19 protein-coding genes are annotated in these 18,063 nt (G+C 49.7%); 3 read left to right on the top strand and 16 right to left on the bottom strand.

The window, feature by feature from the left end:
- Positions 1-429 precede the first annotated feature (429 nt).
- On the top strand, positions 430-666 hold the full coding sequence (locus BGP75_RS17565; protein ID WP_076720170.1) for a hypothetical protein: 237 nt from the start codon (positions 430-432) through the stop codon (positions 664-666).
- 82 nt (positions 667-748) lie between these two features.
- Here BGP75_RS17565 and BGP75_RS17560 read toward each other — a convergent pair whose 3' ends face one another.
- The 5 genes from BGP75_RS17560 to BGP75_RS17540 all read right to left on the bottom strand — a co-directional run bounded on the left by BGP75_RS17560 (position 749) and on the right by BGP75_RS17540 (position 3,649).
- Complete coding sequence (locus tag BGP75_RS17560; RefSeq protein WP_076720169.1) at positions 749-1,108, bottom strand: hypothetical protein; 360 nt, start codon at positions 1,106-1,108, stop codon at positions 749-751.
- A 106-nt stretch (positions 1,109-1,214) separates the two neighbouring features.
- Entirely contained in the window at positions 1,215-1,847 is a 633-nt protein-coding gene (locus BGP75_RS17555) for a hypothetical protein (RefSeq protein WP_076720168.1), read from the bottom strand.
- Positions 1,848-1,950: 103 nt separating this feature from the next.
- Positions 1,951-2,367, bottom strand: coding sequence for a hypothetical protein (locus BGP75_RS17550; protein WP_076720167.1), 417 nt, complete (start codon positions 2,365-2,367; stop codon positions 1,951-1,953).
- 83 nt (positions 2,368-2,450) lie between these two features.
- The gene (locus BGP75_RS17545) at positions 2,451-2,990 is read right to left on the bottom strand and encodes a nucleotidyltransferase family protein (RefSeq protein WP_076720166.1); all 540 of its coding nucleotides are present in this window, start codon (positions 2,988-2,990) and stop codon (positions 2,451-2,453) included.
- An 86-nt stretch (positions 2,991-3,076) separates the two neighbouring features.
- Positions 3,077-3,649 carry a hypothetical protein gene (locus tag BGP75_RS17540; protein ID WP_076720165.1) on the bottom strand — a complete coding sequence of 191 codons (573 nt, stop codon included), beginning with the start codon at positions 3,647-3,649 and terminating at the stop codon, positions 3,077-3,079.
- Positions 3,650-4,408: 759 nt separating this feature from the next.
- On the opposite strand from BGP75_RS17540, the gene BGP75_RS17535 reads away from it, so the two are divergent.
- Complete coding sequence (locus tag BGP75_RS17535) at positions 4,409-4,597, top strand: hypothetical protein (protein ID WP_076720164.1); 189 nt, start codon at positions 4,409-4,411, stop codon at positions 4,595-4,597.
- A 36-nt stretch (positions 4,598-4,633) separates the two neighbouring features.
- Here the strand turns inward: BGP75_RS17535 and BGP75_RS17530 are convergent, their stop codons facing one another.
- The 6 genes from BGP75_RS17530 to BGP75_RS17505 all read right to left on the bottom strand — a co-directional run bounded on the left by BGP75_RS17530 (position 4,634) and on the right by BGP75_RS17505 (position 10,788).
- A complete protein-coding gene (locus BGP75_RS17530; RefSeq protein WP_233152966.1) occupies positions 4,634-6,736 on the bottom strand; it encodes an ASKHA domain-containing protein in 2,103 nt (700 codons plus the stop codon).
- Positions 6,737-6,765: 29 nt separating this feature from the next.
- Positions 6,766-7,668: a dihydropteroate synthase gene (locus tag BGP75_RS17525; protein ID WP_076720163.1), complete on the bottom strand. Its 903-nt coding sequence runs from the start codon at positions 7,666-7,668 to the stop codon at positions 6,766-6,768.
- Between the two features lie 2 nt (positions 7,669-7,670).
- Complete coding sequence (locus BGP75_RS17520) at positions 7,671-8,684, bottom strand: methylenetetrahydrofolate reductase (RefSeq protein ID WP_076720162.1); 1,014 nt, start codon at positions 8,682-8,684, stop codon at positions 7,671-7,673.
- Complete coding sequence (locus tag BGP75_RS17515) at positions 8,684-9,157, bottom strand: methylenetetrahydrofolate reductase C-terminal domain-containing protein (RefSeq protein ID WP_076720161.1); 474 nt, start codon at positions 9,155-9,157, stop codon at positions 8,684-8,686. The genes BGP75_RS17520 and BGP75_RS17515 overlap by 1 nt, the downstream gene beginning before the upstream one ends.
- A 140-nt stretch (positions 9,158-9,297) precedes the next feature.
- Positions 9,298-10,002 carry a DUF1638 domain-containing protein gene (locus BGP75_RS17510; RefSeq protein ID WP_233152965.1) on the bottom strand — a complete coding sequence of 235 codons (705 nt, stop codon included), beginning with the start codon at positions 10,000-10,002 and terminating at the stop codon, positions 9,298-9,300.
- Between the two features lie 78 nt (positions 10,003-10,080).
- Positions 10,081-10,788, bottom strand: coding sequence for a B12-binding domain-containing protein (locus tag BGP75_RS17505; protein WP_083704895.1), 708 nt, complete (start codon positions 10,786-10,788; stop codon positions 10,081-10,083).
- Between the two features lie 669 nt (positions 10,789-11,457).
- Here BGP75_RS17505 and folD point away from each other — a divergent pair.
- The gene (gene folD, locus BGP75_RS17495) at positions 11,458-12,351 is read left to right on the top strand and encodes a bifunctional methylenetetrahydrofolate dehydrogenase/methenyltetrahydrofolate cyclohydrolase FolD (protein WP_076720159.1); all 894 of its coding nucleotides are present in this window, start codon (positions 11,458-11,460) and stop codon (positions 12,349-12,351) included.
- Between the two features lie 170 nt (positions 12,352-12,521).
- Here the strand turns inward: folD and cobT are convergent, their stop codons facing one another.
- The 5 genes from cobT to BGP75_RS17470 all read right to left on the bottom strand — a co-directional run bounded on the left by cobT (position 12,522) and on the right by BGP75_RS17470 (position 18,021).
- On the bottom strand, positions 12,522-13,571 hold the full coding sequence (cobT, locus tag BGP75_RS17490) for a nicotinate-nucleotide--dimethylbenzimidazole phosphoribosyltransferase (RefSeq protein WP_076720174.1): 1,050 nt from the start codon (positions 13,569-13,571) through the stop codon (positions 12,522-12,524).
- A gap of 17 nt (positions 13,572-13,588) precedes the next feature.
- Entirely contained in the window at positions 13,589-14,110 is a 522-nt protein-coding gene (cobU, locus tag BGP75_RS17485; RefSeq protein ID WP_076720158.1) for a bifunctional adenosylcobinamide kinase/adenosylcobinamide-phosphate guanylyltransferase, read from the bottom strand.
- Between the two features lie 209 nt (positions 14,111-14,319).
- A complete protein-coding gene (locus BGP75_RS17480; protein WP_076720157.1) occupies positions 14,320-15,036 on the bottom strand; it encodes a glutathione S-transferase family protein in 717 nt (238 codons plus the stop codon).
- Positions 15,037-15,136: 100 nt separating this feature from the next.
- Entirely contained in the window at positions 15,137-15,862 is a 726-nt protein-coding gene (locus tag BGP75_RS17475; protein ID WP_076720156.1) for a hypothetical protein, read from the bottom strand.
- An 80-nt stretch (positions 15,863-15,942) separates the two neighbouring features.
- On the bottom strand, positions 15,943-18,021 hold the full coding sequence (locus BGP75_RS17470; RefSeq protein ID WP_076720155.1) for a hydantoinase/oxoprolinase N-terminal domain-containing protein: 2,079 nt from the start codon (positions 18,019-18,021) through the stop codon (positions 15,943-15,945).
- Positions 18,022-18,063: the final 42 nt, after the last annotated feature.

Here is an 18,063-nt window from a genome sequence, read left to right as displayed (position 1 = left end):
TGGGACTGGCCGCTTTGCTTCCACGTATCAAGATGCTGTTTCCAGGTCTCTCGAAGGGCTTTCAGTTCATTGGCAGTCATGATGATCTCCTTAATTCAGAGATCATGACCTTAGCTGGCGAGCAGCCCTGGTAACAGGTGGGGTTTATTTACCGCTTACATACTACCCGTTCAGATGTCTTTGATATTGCACCAATCTGTTCTTTGGGTCTAGAGCAAAGCAAGTGAAGGAAACGGAAAAAGCGAGCCATAATATGTGAGACCCTACTCCATGGCGAGGTTGTTTTGATGTCTCTGAAAAACAGTGGTTTTACCCCGATCCGTCAGTAGCAAAGGTAGCATCTGTGTGTAATGTTTTAGGCAGATAGATCGTCAATGACTATGGAGCAAGGGTTGCAAAAATATATAAGAATGAACCTTGGAATAGCAAGTGAAAGCTAAGAAGGTTGCAGTCTATTCAATTATTCCAGCCTTATTAGTTTCGGCCGTTATGCTTTATGTAGGGTTTAATCATAATGCAATGGAAGAATTCTGGTTAAACCCCGGAGAAATTGAATGTATTATTGACTGGCCCTTCACACTTGGGGTTGGACTATCATGGTTTATTCCTGCCTATGTATTTTCATTCACACTATTATTATTTATTAGAATATTCCGAAGAAAATAATAGCTTAAATCAAATAGAACCTGGCCCTATATCTAGTTGTATCTGACCCTACATTATCATAGTTGTATCTGACCCTACATTATCATTCGATCCATAGCCACTCGATCAAGGGAGGTTTTGTCCCATTCTTAAACGTGATATTGATTACTATATCGTCTTCCGTGCCCGAGAATTTCGCAGAGAACAGTAGCATTGGATTCTCACCTCTCCTGAGAGCTGCTAAGAGCAATTTCGATTGAAGTGTACCGAGTTGCGGCGCCACCTCTCGATGCGCTCGCATGAAGTCTTCCTGCGTAATCTTTGCGGCCAGATTGCTCGTTATTACAGATAAATATTCTTGGTAATCTCCAGCTTGATGGGCATAGAGAGCACGGTCAACAACAGGCAGCAGAAGCTGAAGCGCCTCTGCGTCAGTTGACCCAAATGTTCCAAAGAAATTCATGTTGCCTCACTCTATTGTAGTCACTTAATGCCCGCACCAGCTGCAAAATTGCAAGCGAAGCCCGGCAATTTTGTCGGACTGCATGCGTTTGTTATAAGGCAGTTGGCTAGTAAGCATTTATTATATCCAGCACTGCTGACTCAATTCGAAGCTGTATGGGTGATCTAGGGTTAGAGTTTATTAATTCCCAATGCTCTCCAACTATTAACCTTTGGTAGTTTTCAGATTCAATATGGGGGTAAAAGTTGTTTGCTAGTCCCCACGCAAGACTCCCGATAACAAGTGACTGCTCTTTATCTGTTCGCATTTTCAAATTTTCTAGAAATGCTGGTGCCTGTAATGTGTATAGGCGTGCTATGCCAAATGAAATATTCTCATCCGCTGAGCCAGATGAATCTATAACAAAATCAATGTAAGCAGCGATAAGTTCTTGTGAGTCTAGTAGACTTATGATCTCTGATATCGTGCCGTATCGGACGTCAAAGTAACTAAGATCCCCGAGCTTCTCCCCTGCCGTAGTTCCTATCGGCAATAACGTTTTAATGAATTCGTGCGTGAACTCCTCGTCGATTTCTTGTTTTCGTCCCAGGCTAAAGTGAATCGAATGAATGCATTGTACGGTTTCTTCTGCCTGGGGTTTTGTGAGAAGGCCTGCCTTGTTTTCACATGCTCCGTATACGGTTGAACTAGAAACGAAGACTAAAAGAGCAATACCAAACTTTGTGGATTTATTGGTCAAAGAACGAATCATCCTGCCTTATAACGCCACACATAAGGGGCGCGCAACGAAGCGGAGCGTCCCAGCGAACGATAGTGAGCGAACCTGATGTGATTGTTAGGTATTAATTGCACTTGCGAAGACTCGTACTCATACTTTGCTGAGCCACACTGACCAAAGCAGAACTAAATTTTACATCTGGGTTACTTAGACAATATACAGATACCTGCTCGAGAATATTGTTGATTTCCGTTTCTCCGCCGAATACATCACAGGTATTTTCAGCGAGATGGTTAAAGCCTGTTCTGAAACCGAGAACATACATTACGTAGCTCTGCATATCGTTTGCATACGGGATGCTATTTATTCCCTTTTGCTTTGCCTTTCTGAATTCATAACGGAAATCACCACACGCTATAGCTCCCGCACCTCCTCCGTACCATGCAGTTCCGTTGCTATCTGCTGCAACAGCTTTCCCTGCGAGTAAAATGAAAATGATCCAGAATGATAAAATGTGTTTAATCATGTTCTGAGCTTCCATTTTTTTTTATACCTAACGTCGCCAATAGAGGCCGCCGGAACAGAGCGAAGCGCCGAGTAGGCGGTCCTTTCTGACTGGCCTTGTTAAGTTTTGATTTGCAGTGCAGGCCATAATTTTAGCCACCCTTTGCCTGACACCCTTTTTTTGAATACATCGACTGTTCTTGCTGGGTTATGGTCTACGTTGCCATTGAATTGGAAGCCTAAATCAAAACAGTGCTGTACTACAATATCGTCGTTTCGATCAAGCATTACACCAATACTTGTTTGTTTTTCTGGCCAATATCTCATTGCATCCAATGTACTTTTGTATGGAGTATCACCATGCTTGAGGTGCATCCTGGCTTGGTTTTTTACTGACCAAGGCAAACCAGGCTCAAGTTCACAGAGGCGCCTCTCTAAAATTTGATCTCGCTCTTTTGAAGTGTCAGCTGTACAGAAATAAACAACATCTATATCGCCAAGATCTACTTCATTATCAAATAGACGACCCCAAACTAGGTTTCTGACGAAGCCTGCCGCGATGAGCCAACCCGGTAAGCCGAGAGCTCTCGCCGCACGCAAAGCACTCATACGTAGCTCGTCGGATTCTATTAGTTTGATAATGCGTTGTTCGTAGCTCATAGGAACTTAACGTTTAGCTTGAGGGGCCGGACGGAAGCGGGCAAAGCCTGCTGTAGGACGGCCCCTCTCGAAGCGATTGTTAGAAATCACTCCTCAATCTCCGGCAAAACGGTTGGATCAAGGTCTACTGTGTGTTGTCGTGGATTGCGTTCACAGATGAAACGATCATAGCAAGGGCCGTCTTTTGGGCCAATGTTACGTAAGTGCATCTTCGACTGACACCAAGGACAGGTGGCGGTAAAACTGCTCAAGTAGAGCCCATTATGATTGCCTGCTTCGATGTAGTACTTGCGAAATAGAAAATGTTCAAATTTGCGCTTGCGTATGACGGCTGCCACAGAAACAGAGAAGATGGCAATGGCAAACATAAATATAAAGGCCGTCGACCAAGATGAGTGTTGCGAACGGGGAAAAGCCTGAAAGAGAGTGAAGTAAAGACCAGCAACGCTAGCTATACCCGTAACGATGCCAAAGGTGCTCAGGTTCTCACTCTTTACGCTATGCCCTCCTAATGCTTGGTGTCGCCGGATTCCCATTTGCTCGGGAGTAAACGTTGGCCGCCCATTGCCGCCGACGTTTACGTTTGCGTCACGAAAGTCGCCAACGCCGACGTTAAGACTGTTGTCACCGCTTTGTGACCCATGATTATCGTGAGGCAAAACTGTCTCCTGATTTCTAACGATTTAACTCACGAGTACCGGTTTCGCGAAGCGGAAGCGGTGTCTCGTGCAGTGTATGATTGGGACGTGCCGATCGCTCCATAACTAATGATCTGGGAAAGTACCTATTTTTGAATGTCACCGATTTCACTCCCTGCGATCAACTTTCTCCTCGCTACAAACCAGAAAAAAATAGCCCACATCGAGAATACTCCTCCCCGTGAACTCGTCTGTTCGTGCCGCTTGAACTCGTTCAACCGCGCGGACTGCGGTTCACGGTAGCATGATTAGTAAATCTCAGATATAGGACATTTTCTGATTTTTACTTCGAATTTAACGACTTATAGCTTATGACGTACTATCCTTTTTAACATAAACCTCAAGCAGCTATGTTTTCTATATATAAAGGGTAAGGTGTCTATCTCAACATTTGTATATCGCGCACGCTCGGTTTGTCAATTCAACAAATCGACCTATTTTATTGTAAGAAACTGATAGTAATGGTGTTTTATTAGACATCTACAGCCTCCATTCTGCAAGGAAACACGCATGCTCGCTTTCACTCTTTGATATGCGCCGTATCTCCATCTACGCATTCAGATGTCTTTGATATTGCACCAATTTGTTCTTTGGGTCTAGAGCAAAGCAAGTGAAGGAAACGGAAAAGCGAGCCGTAATATGTGAGACCCTGCTCCATGGCGAGGTTGTTTTTGAAGCTGACTCAGTCTGACACTGAACAGGGGAGCAACAAAATCCCATATGGATAAACTGATTCGCTCTAAAACAGCCAAAGTATCCATACCAACAAACCACACCCATAAAAAAGGCTGTTTTAGCCATGAGCAAAAGATACTTACCCACAATCAGGGGCAAAACCAAACCAAAAAACCTGGTTCTCCGGAAAATACCGATAAGCAAAAACCAGAAAAGCCATGCTTAGCAAACTAAGCATGGCTTTTCTATTTAAAGACCGTGACGAATAGCTTAACGACTGCGACGTCGACGCCTGCCCCGTCCTGCGGTTGCTGCGGCCGGGTCTGCTGCTTTTTTCTCTGGCAGTTTCACGGCTTTGCCTAATTCGACAAATTCATCGGTCAGGTGTGGCAGTGCCATCGCTTCGACGAAGTGGTCCTGGAACTTTGCTTCGATGGCTGTTTCGATTTTCTCGACGGTTCGCAGAACTCTTTCAATTTCATCCCGCTTAGCTCGATCCAGCAGTGCTATTCGTGCACCGGTTCCGGCTGCGTTGCCGACAGGGCCCACCAGATCCAGGTTACAGTCCGGTATCAGTCCCAGTACCATGGCGTATTTCACGTCGATATGGCTACCGAAAGCGCCGGCCAGTCCCACTCGTCCCACTGAGCTGATTCCCAGGTGATCCATCAGCAGGCGTATACCGGCGTATAGTGCTGCCTTGGCCAACTGGATGGCACGAACATCATTTTGGGTGATGCGCAAAGTTTTGGCACCGTCATGTAATACGTAGGCGTAGGTACGCCCTTCGGCCACGATTCGCGAGCTTTTGACGGCCATGGCGGGGTCGATTACACCATCGGAGTTGATAACTCCGGCCAGGAATAGCTCTGCGATAACTTCGATGATGCCTGATCCACAGACACCACTGATGTCAATTTTTCTGGTTTGCCGGGCGAAATCGATATCGTCAGACCAGAGATCACAGCCGATGACTTTAAAGCGCGGTTCCAGGGTATCAGGATCGATTCGAACCCGTTCGATCGCGCCAGATGCGGCTCGTTGTCCACAGCTGATCTGAGCGCCTTCAAAGGCAGGTCCTGTCGGGCTGGAAGCAGCTAACAGACGGTCACGATTGCCTAATACGATTTCAGCATTGGTGCCTACATCCACCAGCAAAGTGACTTCTTCTGCCAGATCGGGACGTTCGGCCAGGATAACACCAGCGGTATCCGCTCCTATGTGGCCGGCGATACAGGGCAATATAAAGGCTCGCGCCTGTGGGTTGAGGTTTAGATTAAGCTCCGATGCCTTGAGAGAAACAGAACGATCTGTTGCCAGGGCAAAGGGGGCAGATCCCAGTGGCGTTGGATCAATACCCAATAGCAGATGGTGCATAATAGGATTACAGACGATGGTCATTTCGAGAATGTCATCGATCGCAATATCCGCTTTGGCAGCAGCATCTTTGGCCAGTTCTGCCAACGCCCCCTGTACGGCATCAGTCATTTCCTTGTCGCCGCCGTCATTCATCATAACGTAGGAGACACGGCTCATCAGATCTTCACCAAAGCGAATCTGCGGATTCATGACTGAAGCGGAGGCAACGATATCTCCCGTAGTTAAATCACAAAGATGCGCAGCAACGGTGGTAGAGCCCAGGTCTACCGCCATCCCGTAGAGACTTTCTTTCACTCCCGGCCAAATGGCGATCACTTCAGATCTGGCATTTGTTGGGTGGTAAACAGCAACAGAGACTTCTCTTGCAGCAGCCTTCAGCGCCGGCTGTAATTGCTGCATAACAGCCAGGTCACAGCCCAGATCAAGGGCCTGTTCTGTTTGCATTTTCTCTTCGATAGCCCATTGCAGGCGTCGAAAATCCGATGCGGGCTCATGCATATCCGGCTCTGTTACGGTGACGGTAAAGAGCTTGATAGCCGGATCCTGATTAATCTCAACAGTGGTCGCCTCTTTAACGATATGCTGTTTGTGAATCTGGCTGTCCGAAGGTACATCAACAACCATATCCCCGAGAATCTGGGCGGCACAGCCTAACCGTCGACCTTGTTCGAGAACCCGGTCTTTGTTACTTATTTCAAGTTCAGAAGGAGGCGTCAGGTGCTCAATGCGGGAACTGATCCGGTGTTTTGAAAACTCCCCCACACCGGGAGTAACCTGACAACGGCCACAGATTCCCCGTCCACCACAACTGGACTCCAGATCCACCCCTAACTGCTGGGCGGCCTGTAGTACCGAGGTCCCGACAGGAAACTCCCCCCGTAACCCGGAGGGGGTAAAAACGACCGTTGCCATTTCAGGCTGAATAACGGTATCGAGCCCAGCAGCATCATTAATAGCTATATCAATATCACTCATAGCAACGGTCTCAGTCATAACAACGACCTCAGTTGTAACATACAAAGTTAAGCACGGCGACGACGTCCACTCGTCGCACGACGACCACGACCTTCACCCTCGGCTGGCGCTTCACGGAAACGTTGGATCCAGTTCATGCAGTCAGGGTCGCGGCCCATCATCACATCGGCCCCAAGGGTCGCTGCGATAATTTCCTTATGCAAAGGGTTGGCAATAGCGGAAGTCATACCCGCCTGAATAGCCATGCTCAGGAATGCGCCATTGACGCCATCCCGGTTAGGTAGACCAAAGCTGATGTTTGATGCACCACAGGTGGTATTCACCTTCAGCTCGGTACGCAGACGATGGATCAGTTTCATCACTTGCAGACCGGCTGTATTGACCGCACCAACAGGCATAACCAATGGATCGACAACAACGTCACAGGCCGGAATACCATAATCCGAGGCACGCTCTACGATTTTCTTAGCCACCTCAAATCGCACATCCGGATCCTGAGAAATACCGCTTTCGTCGTTAGAAATCGCGACCACTGCCGCACCGTATTTCTTAACCAAAGGCAGCACCTGCTCCATTTGCTCATCTTCACCGGTAACGGAATTGACCAGGGCTTTACCCTTGTACACTTCCAGTCCTGCTTGCAATGCAGCAACAATGGAGGAATCAATACACAGAGGCATATCAGTAAATGACTGAATCAATTGAATCACTTCTGCCAGAATCCGAGGCTCATCGGCGAGTGGAATACCGGCGTTCACATCCAGAATGTGAGCACCCGCTTCAATCTGGGCGCGGGCATCTGCTTCTACCCGGCTGTAGTCCCCTTCCTTCATTTCAGCGGCCAGGACTTTACGACCGGTCGGGTTGATGCGTTCACCGATAATAGTAAACGGGCGCTCAAAGCCGATAACAACTTCTTTAGTGTCTGAGCTGAGAATAGTGTCAGTCATGGTTATGCTCTCTCCTTCTGTAATTCTTGGTCACGACCGGGATACCATGGCACACGGCCCTCCAGTACACCGGAACGATCAATAATTTCAGCTACCGACTCTTCTTGACGGTAAGCCATCACGTGAACCCCACTCACACCCTCGATTTCTCGAAGCTCCTGAATCAGGTCGATACAGATTTGCTGGCCTTCTTTCTTTTGATCTTGCGCACCAGCAAGGCGTTTGATCACAGCATCAGGAATGTGAATTCCCGGTACATTGTTGCGAATCCAGGTCGCTGTTCTGGCAGATGCCATCGGGCCAACACCGGGTAAGACAAACACTTTTTCCAGCAGCCCAAGATCTCTTGAGCGCGCCATAAATTCCTTAAACCTGGGAATATCAAAACAGTACTGCGTTTGAATAAACTGCGCACCCGCGGCTATCTTCTTAGCCATTCGGTGGGGGCGAAAATCATAGGGCGGTGCAAAAGGGTTAGCTGCGGCGCCTAAAAATACTTTTGGCGGGTCGGTGATCTTACGACCACTGAGAAACTCGCTTTTGTCCCGCATGGTACGGATGGTTTCCAACAGCGACATACTGTCCAGATCAAAGACCGGTTTGGCTTCTGGATGATCGCCTGACTGAACACCGTCACCACTCAGACAGAGGATATTGGTGACCCCCATTGCAGCCCCGCCGAGAACATCACCCTGGATAGCAATACGGTTTTTATCCCGACAGGAGACCTGCATCACCGGAGCGTAACCAATGCGAGTCAACAGGGCACACATCCCTACACTGGACATATGACAGTTTGCACCTGAGCCGTCAGTGGCATTCATGCCATCAACGTAGCCATCGAACACTCTGGCCCGGGCATAAACATCTTCAGGGTTGGCTGAATCCGGTGGTGCCAATTCAGAGGTTACGGCAAAATGCCCCGCCCGCAGAACCCGTTCCAAACGACCACCAGTCGTATGACCTGGCAGGATCGGCAGCATTTCACCGGGATTTGGCTCATCTGGAAATATCATTATGAACGCTCCTCTGCCTGCTCTTCGCGTTGGGCAATCTGACGAACAACACGTAACCAGGACGAACTGCCTTGCTGACTGAAATTAACCGGTTTCTGTACAGCAAAAATACGATCACCATTTTTCATCTTGCGACTGCCATCCCAGGCCTCGACCCAGACACAACGCTTTTCGGCATAAACCTCGCAGTTACCGTTCAGACGAACACCACCACAAGGACCGTTACGCAAATTCTTGGGGCAGTTCATGGAGCAGGACATACCGGTCGAACTCAGAGCACACTGACCACACATTTTGCAATCAAACAACAGTCCTTTGCATGCCTGCTCAATCTTACTCATCGGCTTTTCAGCCCGGTCATAGCCCAGCTTGCTCCAAATGGGATGAAGCTTTACCAGCACAGGCTCAAACATGTTATAGACACGTTCAAAAAACCTTGCGTGGCGTACAGTCCAAAGACGAACGGAATACACAAACACCTCCTGCTACGACTGTCAGGTCGTGAAATCAATCTATAAAACGGTAAAGTGACCTGAAGTCAGCCGCTGTAACCACTGTCAGCAAAGGCTACTACCCAATTAGGAAAAGCTTTTACTCAGGCTTATAACCGCACCTATTCTTGCTGAACCGCGATCCTTCGAGTGAAATCCGTTAGTGCAGCGCCCAAATCGCCGCTACCACTAAAATAATATTCGAACTCCAACCCTAGTCTCTGGGCGGCCGCTTTAGCTTTCTCCAGCAGAACAGCGTCTTCGGATTGTGCTAAATAAAGTAACTTGCGGTAGTTTCCAAAATAGAGCGGTTCCAGTTCAGGCTTTCTATCCAGCCCCAACCCACGAATGACCAGCCGGTCGAAATGCCGTACCAGAAAATCAGTGAGGTAAAAGGTTCCTATCTCGTCTTCGTGAAAACGGGCAAACTGATCCTTACCGCTGTAAAACTCATAACAATGGGCTCCAGGGATGCGATCAACCCCTTCTTCCTCAAGCAGAGCGTCCAGCAATCCACCCGTACCGCAGTCAGCAAAGGCGACAAAAACGTCCTGTCCTTTGGCTTTCGCTTTATCAATCAGTTCTTTCACCGCTCCCGGAATCTTTTCCGGGGTATTGTGCACTTCCGATGAAATGCACAGCGGCTCAAGATGGTTCCAGCCGTTGGCGCGAGACAGGGCAACAATTTCACGCAGTATCGCAGAGCAGGTAATAACCGCAGCAGGCGCCGTTCCCTGCTGCGACCGGAGTTGCCCGGGGGTCAACAGATCTGTCACTGACAACCCTTCATCTGCCAACTCTTCGGCTAAAAAATCCATGGAAGGCATCTGGCAACTCCTGCATTCACTCAAACGGAGAACCTGAATTGGTTTATAAGCTGTTACCTACAAACAGCAATTCAGTCACTAGGCAGCACGGCGCTGGGCAACCAGCTCCTTCGCCATGTCAACGGTTACAGCCGCATCACGACAGTAGCCGTCTGCTCCAACCGCATCACCAAACTCTTCATTCAAAGGAGCACCGCCGACCAATACGATGTAATCGTCACGGATACCTTTCTCTTTCAAGGTATCGATAACGACCTTCATATAAGGCATCGTTGTGGTCAACAGAGCAGACATACCGAGGATGTCAGGCTTATGCTCTTCCAGGGCTTCAAGGTAGGTTTCAACGGGGATATTAATGCCAATATCGATCACTTCGAAGCCAGCACCTTCCATCATCATGGCAACCAGGTTCTTACCAATATCGTGGATATCACCTTTTACGGTACCAATGACCATTTTACCGACAGACTCTGCACCCGTTTCTGCCAGCAGAGGGCGAAGAATTTCCATTCCGCCTTTCATAGCGTTAGCAGCAGAAAGAACTTCAGGAACAAAGAGAATGCCATCACGGAAATCGACACCCACAATAGCCATACCTGCTACAAGCGCTTCGTTAAGCACTTTAGCGGGTGACCAACCCCGCTCTAGCAGAATTTCGGTGCCTTCCATGATCTCTTCACGCAGACCGTTGTACAGATCGTCGTACATCTGTTCGACAAGTTCATCATCTGGAAGGGTCGAGAGATCAAGCTCTTCGTCGTCATACAAGTCATCAACATCAGTCATTAGCCAAACCCCAAATATGTAATTCAAACCTGCCCGTCTCCCTAGACGGAATGTGGTTTTAGATTATTGCCAGCGGGGCTCAGCTGCTGACATCGTAGCGACACAGGGTTACTGGAAAGCGACACCCCTAAAACAGCCCGTCGCAGAACAAAAAAACAGCGTCGTTGTGAGGTAAGCAACTCCAGTCGGTATGCATAATCTGTATGATGAAATATTGCGAATATCAGTATCGCTATCCTTCTGTATTGCAAAAGATTTAGACAACTCGAAGAACAAACAGACGCCGCTTGCCATAGTGGGGTCAAGCTTCACCCCCCTGATTGTGGAGACTCGGCCAGCAGTTATCAGAGCCCGGGCACTGTTGCAGAAAAATGAAGAAAGCTTACAAATTGTAAGATTAATACTCTCGGACACGAGCCGAAGGGGAAAAAATGACCAAGTACAGAGTACAATAGCTGCAAAGCGAGTCTGATATTTGCCAATAAAGATGCTGCGGAACACCTGGAGAATGATAAAGTCTGACTGAATTGGGCTGTTTGCGAATAACAGGAGCAGTCCATACACAAAAACGTCTGCTGATGGGTACAGACGTTAATTTTGTAAAGGTATTAATTCTACAACGAACCATAAAAACTCTATCAACAACCAACCATAAAAGGTCAAACGAACATGGCACAAATCCTTGATGGAAAAGCCTTCGCCGGAAAGCTCCGGGAAACCATCACACAGGAGGTAGATAAACTGCATAAACAAGGGATCACTCCAGGACTGGCAGTGATTTTGGTTGGAGAAGATCCAGCCAGTGAAGTTTATGTTCGCAATAAGGGCAAACAGACGAAAGAAGCAGGTATGAATTCTTTCGAACACAAATTGCCGGCAGAGACTAACCAGGAGGACTTGCTAAGCCTCATTCAACAACTGAATGAAGATGACAGCGTCCACGGCATTCTGGTACAGCTGCCGCTACCAAAGCAAATTGATGCCGATACGGTTCTCAATGCGATCGCCCCTGAAAAGGATGCTGACGGCTTTCACCCCATGAATGTGGGTCGTTTTTCTACCGGCGGCACCGGCACCGTTCCCTGCACCCCACTGGGCTGCCTGATGCTGTTAAAAGATCATCTGGGAGACCTTAGCGGTTCCCGCGCGTTAGTACTGGGACGCTCAAACATTGTCGGTAAGCCAATGGGGAACCTGCTTTTAAACGAGAACTGCACCGTCACCATCGCTCATTCCCGCACCAAAGATCTGGAGGAAGAGTGCAGAAGAGCAGACATTCTGGTTGCTGCGGTTGGCCGCCCTGAAATGGTCAAGGAAAGCTGGATCAAGCCAGGAGCAACTGTAATCGATGTCGGCATCAACCGCATTGATGGTGAAAACGGAAAAACACGCTTGGTCGGTGATGTCGACTTTGCAGGAGCATCCAAAAACGCTGGCGCCATTACCCCAGTCCCGGGTGGTATCGGCCCTATGACTATTGCCTGCCTGCTGCTTAACACCCTTATTGCAGCATTGCGGCAAAACGATTTGCCAATCCCTGAATGGATTCCGGTAAAAGGCTAGCAATTGCTCCAAATGACAACTCCAGGACCAGGATTCTGGATAAGCAGTCCCAGATAAGACTGATGTTGTTGAAGCAATGGTGGCAAGTTTAAGAGAGGCAGTAACCCAGTTGAGCTACTGCCTTTTCTTTAGCTGTACAAAAGAGCGATAGTCAGTGATTGCACGGAGAGTTAGCCTTCAGAAACACCGGCGTCAGCAAAGGTCGCCATACCATTGTGCAGTTCACAGGCCAGTCGAACCAGCGGCACTGTAGTTGCCGCTCCACTGCCTTCACCCAGGCGCATCCCCAGATCCAGCAACGGATCAGCCCCCATGGCTTCCAGCATGGCTTTATGACCGGGCTCGGCTGAGCGGTGGGAAAAGATCAACCAGTCCTTCACTGCAGGCTGATAACGCACAGCAACCAGTGCTGCCGCTGTGGTGATATAGCCATCAACCAATGCAGGTATGCCTTGTTGTGCACAGCTGATATAGGCACCCGCAAGTGCAGCAATTTCAAATCCGCCCAGGCAACGCAATGTTTCCAGCGGCTGGTCTGCCAGCCCCTGATAACGAGCCAATGCTTGCCGTAAAACACTTGCCTTGTGGGACACCCCGGCGGCGTCCAGACCCGTGCCGGGACCCGCCAGCATAGCCGGATCAGTTGATAGCAATACGCTGGCAATCGCCGCAGCCGGAGTGGTATTTCCAATCCCCATATCACCACCGATAAACAGCTCAGCCCCCTTCTCCCGGGCACGCATTACCGAGGCTCGTCCCGCCTCCAGAGCAATGGCCAGCTGTTCATTCGTCATGGCATCCTGCGTATGCAGGTTGGCTGTTCCCGCACCCGCCCGATGGCTGATCACGCCGGGCAGCTCATCCGGCTTATGGACAGTCCCCACATCCACCACTTCCAGATCAGCCCCTAAACTCCTGGCCAGCACACTGATAGCCGCACCTCCGGCGGAGAAATTAGCCACCATCTGCACGGTAACTTCCTGCGGAAATGCGGAGACCCCTGAGGCGGTTACGCCATGATCAGCCGCAAATACAGCGATATGCACCTTATCCACCTGCGGCTTATCTGTCGCCTGCATGGCACTCAGACGGATTGCCAGGCTCTCCAGCCCGCCTAAAGATCCGGGTGGCTTGGTCAACTGCATCTGCCTTTGCCGGGCACTTGTTTCAGCGGATTCATCCAGTGACTTTACACGATTGTTCAGCCATTCGGAGTTCACAGCTTGTCCCCTTTTGTTCACAGCTTCTCCCCTTTTAATGTGTGCGGCAAACCTGCCACAGTAAGAATAACCCGATCACAGAGTGCGGCTACGTTCTGATGCAAACGGCCTGACTCATCCTGAAATTTTCGGGACACTGCGCCCATAGGCACGATGCCCATACCAACCTCATTGCTGACCAGTAATATATTTCCGGGCAACTGAGGCAACACCTCCAGCAAGGCGTCCATTTCTGACTGAAAGTGACGCCCCTCTTGCGTAAATAATGTATTCGAAAGCCATAGCGTAAGACAATCAACCAACAGACAGTGTCCTTCTGCTGCATGGGCTTGTAATGTACTGGCCAGACTCAAGGGCTCTTCCACCAAAGACCAGTGCTCCGGACGTCGCTGACGATGTATATCAACACGCTCAGCCATTTCAGAATCCCCCACCGTAGCAGTGGCAATATAGATCACCCTGTCACTGGAGTCAGCGGCCAACTTTTCTGCTAATGCGCTCTTGCCAGAGCGGGCACCACCGAGAATAAGTTGCTTCATGTTAGAATTTCCTGAGTTGTAGAATTTCCTGAATAGTTAAATTTTCAATAACAGCTCACATCCGGGATTGCGAAACAGCGGCCATTATGAGGCCTTTATCCAGCCAAGATCAGCATCTTAAGTAAACAATGCGAAAAATACTGCTTTGGATACGACTTTGATCGATATCCAGACTTCATCCGACTCTCAAAGACAGACTGAAGCCGCTATCAGGATGCAGACACTTGCTCCGGTGGCAGATCAGGTGGTGTCGGGGCAAGGAAAAACGGCGCTTTAATTGTTTGAAGCCCCATCGCCCGCTGAACCCCGGGCAATTCTTCCAAAGCAGCCAGTAAACGCCGGAGACAGGGGTTGCTGTTAACAAACCCGATTCCCAAAGCACTCCCCGTCGGGTACAGCATGGACCAGCGACAGAGCGCACCAAGATAAAAATCCAGTATCGACAGGTCTTCTCCCAGAAACCAGGGCCCAGCTTCGCTTTTTTCCAATTCAGCTTCGATCAGCTCAAAATGCCTGAGAACCCGACTCTGAGTTCCTTCCAGCAGAGCAGCTATCGCAGCCCCGTCACTGACGTGACGATGCGGGTAAAACTGCACCCGAAGATCAGCATGCAGGGTATTAGACAGGTAGAACAGCCATTGAAGCAATCGACTGCGCTCTGCCGAGCCTGCCTCTTGCGGCCCAAGCTGCTGGTGCTTTTCAGACAAGTAAAGGGCAATAGCTGCTGTCTCAAAAACAGCAGTATCAGCATCCACCAGAACCGGTATCAGCCCCTGCGGATTCAGCTGCTGCCGATATTGAGCCCCTTTGTGCTCCTTAAGGCTTCGATCCACCCATAGCAGATCAAACTCAACCTCCAGCTGCTCCAGAATCATATGGATAACAATATTGGCGCTGTCAGGAGCGCTGTATAGTTTATAGCTCATACACACATCATACCCGTTTGTAATTTATAGCCGTTTACCCGCCATAGTTGCTTACAACTGATAACAGGGCTCGGCTCTGCTTTCCCTGACACAACAGCCTCTAGCCTTTTCGAGCATGATTAGAAACAAAGACATTCATATGAAATTGAGCATGCTCAGGTTTATATCGGTAGTCCTGACCAACAGGGCAGGCACGGCGGGAACCACAGCCCAGCTGGTTGCATTCGTAACCGGCGTTATCTGCCAGAAACTGAGCACACTCAACATGCCGATACTCGCTGCCGGTAAAAGCACCAACAGGACAAGCACTGAGGCAAGGCTTATCGTCACAACCAGAACAGGGGTGAGCAGAAACCGGTGATTCAGACTGGATTTCAACAACGCCCGAGCCTTCTGATTGCTGGGATAAGTCTAAACGCTGAGGTAACCCCAACGCAAAGCGGTAGGCATGCCAAAGCCCGTATTCCGGATGCAGAGACAAACCCAAAGGCGAACTTTCCGAGGGTTCTGCGCACTTTGCCCAGCTCAAAAAAGGATGGAATGGAGGCCCCCCAAAGGGGAAAAACGCCGTTCCGCCAAACGCTTGAGCCAGACGATGTCCCAGTCGTTCGCTCCATCGATCTAACGAATCAGGATAAGAATCAAGGTATTCGGTAGAACGACTGAAGGCTTCCCACATGGCCGAACCGGCATTGCCGACAAGCAATAAGGTAGCGGCTGGTTCAGCATTATCCAGCCGCGGCATAGAATCATCGGGGGTTGTATGAAATGCTGAGCGTATCAGCAGACCTTCAGCCTCTACTTTCTGTTTGATCTGCTCAAACACGGCTTCTCCTTATTTCGCTCAAATCACCCTGTTCTATTCTGACCCTTTCTGCCCGCACCCCAGGTTTTCCATTTGGCAGCTCAAGCCTGCAAGGATACTGGATCAGCCTCTTCAGCATTAAAAGAATCCAGGTTAAGCGCACCGCAGTTAGGTCGCCCGGTTGCGGTAGCAGTAATCTCACAATCCAGAAACAGCTCGCCATCAATATCGTGCAAAACCTGATTGTCAGTTCGGGACAAGGCGACTTCAACTGAGACGGCACCGGCTGCACGAGCCAGCTCCAGAGCATCCGCGGCAACAATAGCTTCTGCACATTTAACCGCCTCTTCCAGATCATAAAAACGCTTGGGCTCTTCTTTGTGATAGAGGCAAAACAGGCCAAATGTCGGCTGGGAAATAGTCACATGAGCCCGCTGAACCACAGACCCCATCACAGCTCCAACCGCATTGGCAACATCACCGTTCTCCGGCAGATGTAACCCTACACCGAGACTTTTGGTTACCGCTGGGTAGTAGCTGGCTGCCGGAGCCCCTACCGCAACAACCGGGTAATCAGAAGCAAAATCAATTTTGAACAATGGGTTGCTGGCCACTTTATCAGTATCCTTATCGGCCCCCTCCAAAATAAGCCCGGTCAGCAATCCGGCCAGGTTCTGGGCCTTTGCCTCATTGAGCTTTCCAGACTGATGCAATCCTGCTTCTATTAGCGTACGACTGATTTCATGGGTCACCATATCGTAAACCTGCTGACAGGGACCGATGGCATCCCCCAGCGTCCAGTTACCCAAACCGTACAGATGACGAATTTGTTTTGCCCATATTTTGGCCCCCAATTCAGCTGCTTCCTTACTCCAGTGGTCACTCAACCCCAGCACATGGGCGGCATCAGAGGGTGTAAAGCCACTGTAGATAGCCAGTCCCGAGCGCTGCAACTTTGCCAGTGACCGGGCAAGCTCACGGTCTTGTTCTACGGCGGCATCCAGTTCTATAGGCCCATCTCCCAGCTTTTCCCAGGCGTAGGCCTCTGACTCACTGAGTTGATTAAGCAAGACTTCATTACTTTCCAGGCGCATCACAAATCTATTGTTGCGGGCATTGGGAAAAGCATTTAGCTGGTGTTTCAGCCTGTCGATAATCCAGGGATACTGATTGCCCAGTAAACACATGGGCACGACCCGCCGAGGGCCTATGCCCAGGCTTCCACCCGCGCTGAAATGTACTTCGCTGTCTCCCCCCAAGCCGACCGAATAGACTCGCACGGCTTCTACCATGGGTTGCCAGTCACCGACTTTCGCACCTTCTGAACAGAGTTCCGGTTGCCCATTGGTGACGATTGCAATATCTGTGGTCGTTCCACCCATATCCGCAACAATGGCATTTTTCAGGCCACTGAGGGCACAGGCCCCCACAACACTGGCAGCAGGCCCGGACAGCACAGTAGCAACCGGTTGTTGCAGTGCCGTTTCGGTATTCACCAGAGAGCCATCCCCCTTCACTATCATCAGCGGGGCGTCTATTTGATGATCTACAAGAATCTGCTTGACGGAGGTAATCAGGCGCTGAATATAGGGCACCATACGAGCATTGAGCACAGCCGTCAGGGCCCGCTGTGGCGCCCCCAGACTACTGGCCAGCTCATGGCCACATGCCACCGGCTTTCCTGACAACGATTCAACCATTGAGCGCAGTTTCAATTCATGGCTGGAGTTGCGCGTACCAAACATGCTGGAGATGGCAAATGCTGATACCGAATCCTTCAACTTGAGAATTGCTTCACGGGCGGCATCTTCGTCCAGCGGCTCCTGTTCTTCTCCAGTGGCATTATGACCACCGGCCAGAATAAATGCGGCATCGGCCGAAACGATATCGCACAGCCCACTTTGTTCCAGCTGTCGCTCATTGTAACCGGGCAGCAATACACAGACCGGCGCTCCCTGCCCCTCTACAACCGAGTTGGTTGTCAGAGTGGTGGATAAGGAAATCAGGGTAATATTCTGTAACAGCTCATTCGGCAGCCCCTTAAGGGCATTACCGATACCGATAGTCAAATCATGCCTGGTGGTTAGGCTCTTAAATGTGGCAACTACCTTTTGCTGATCGTTAACCAGAACAGCGTCAGTATAGGTGCCTCCAGTGTCTATCCCCAGTCGAAATGACATACCCTACCTCTTGAAACAAATCACAAATTCGGGCCCGCAGGC

The organism is Motiliproteus sp. MSK22-1 (assembly GCF_001968815.1).
Lineage (GTDB): Bacteria > Pseudomonadota > Gammaproteobacteria > Pseudomonadales > Balneatricaceae > Motiliproteus.
Note: the sequence above shows the minus strand (reverse complement) of the source record. Positions and strands in the feature narration are given on the sequence as shown.

Coding starts and splice junctions, on each gene's coding strand:
- BGP75_RS17560 (WP_076720169.1), bottom strand. CDS start 1,108: ATGAATTTCTTTGGAACATTTGGGTCAACTGACGCAGAGGCGCTTCAG.
- BGP75_RS17550 (WP_076720167.1), bottom strand. CDS start 2,367: ATGGAAGCTCAGAACATGATTAAACACATTTTATCATTCTGGATCATT.
- BGP75_RS17545 (WP_076720166.1), bottom strand. CDS start 2,990: ATGAGCTACGAACAACGCATTATCAAACTAATAGAATCCGACGAGCTA.
- BGP75_RS17535 (WP_076720164.1), top strand. CDS start 4,409: ATGGATAAACTGATTCGCTCTAAAACAGCCAAAGTATCCATACCAACA.
- BGP75_RS17530 (WP_233152966.1), bottom strand. CDS start 6,736: ATGACTGAGACCGTTGCTATGAGTGATATTGATATAGCTATTAATGAT.
- BGP75_RS17525 (WP_076720163.1), bottom strand. CDS start 7,668: ATGACTGACACTATTCTCAGCTCAGACACTAAAGAAGTTGTTATCGGC.
- BGP75_RS17520 (WP_076720162.1), bottom strand. CDS start 8,684: ATGATATTTCCAGATGAGCCAAATCCCGGTGAAATGCTGCCGATCCTG.
- BGP75_RS17510 (WP_233152965.1), bottom strand. CDS start 10,002: ATGCCTTCCATGGATTTTTTAGCCGAAGAGTTGGCAGATGAAGGGTTG.
- BGP75_RS17505 (WP_083704895.1), bottom strand. CDS start 10,788: ATGACTGATGTTGATGACTTGTATGACGACGAAGAGCTTGATCTCTCG.
- folD (WP_076720159.1), top strand. CDS start 11,458: ATGGCACAAATCCTTGATGGAAAAGCCTTCGCCGGAAAGCTCCGGGAA.
- cobU (WP_076720158.1), bottom strand. CDS start 14,110: ATGAAGCAACTTATTCTCGGTGGTGCCCGCTCTGGCAAGAGCGCATTA.
- BGP75_RS17480 (WP_076720157.1), bottom strand. CDS start 15,036: ATGAGCTATAAACTATACAGCGCTCCTGACAGCGCCAATATTGTTATC.
- BGP75_RS17470 (WP_076720155.1), bottom strand. CDS start 18,021: ATGTCATTTCGACTGGGGATAGACACTGGAGGCACCTATACTGACGCT.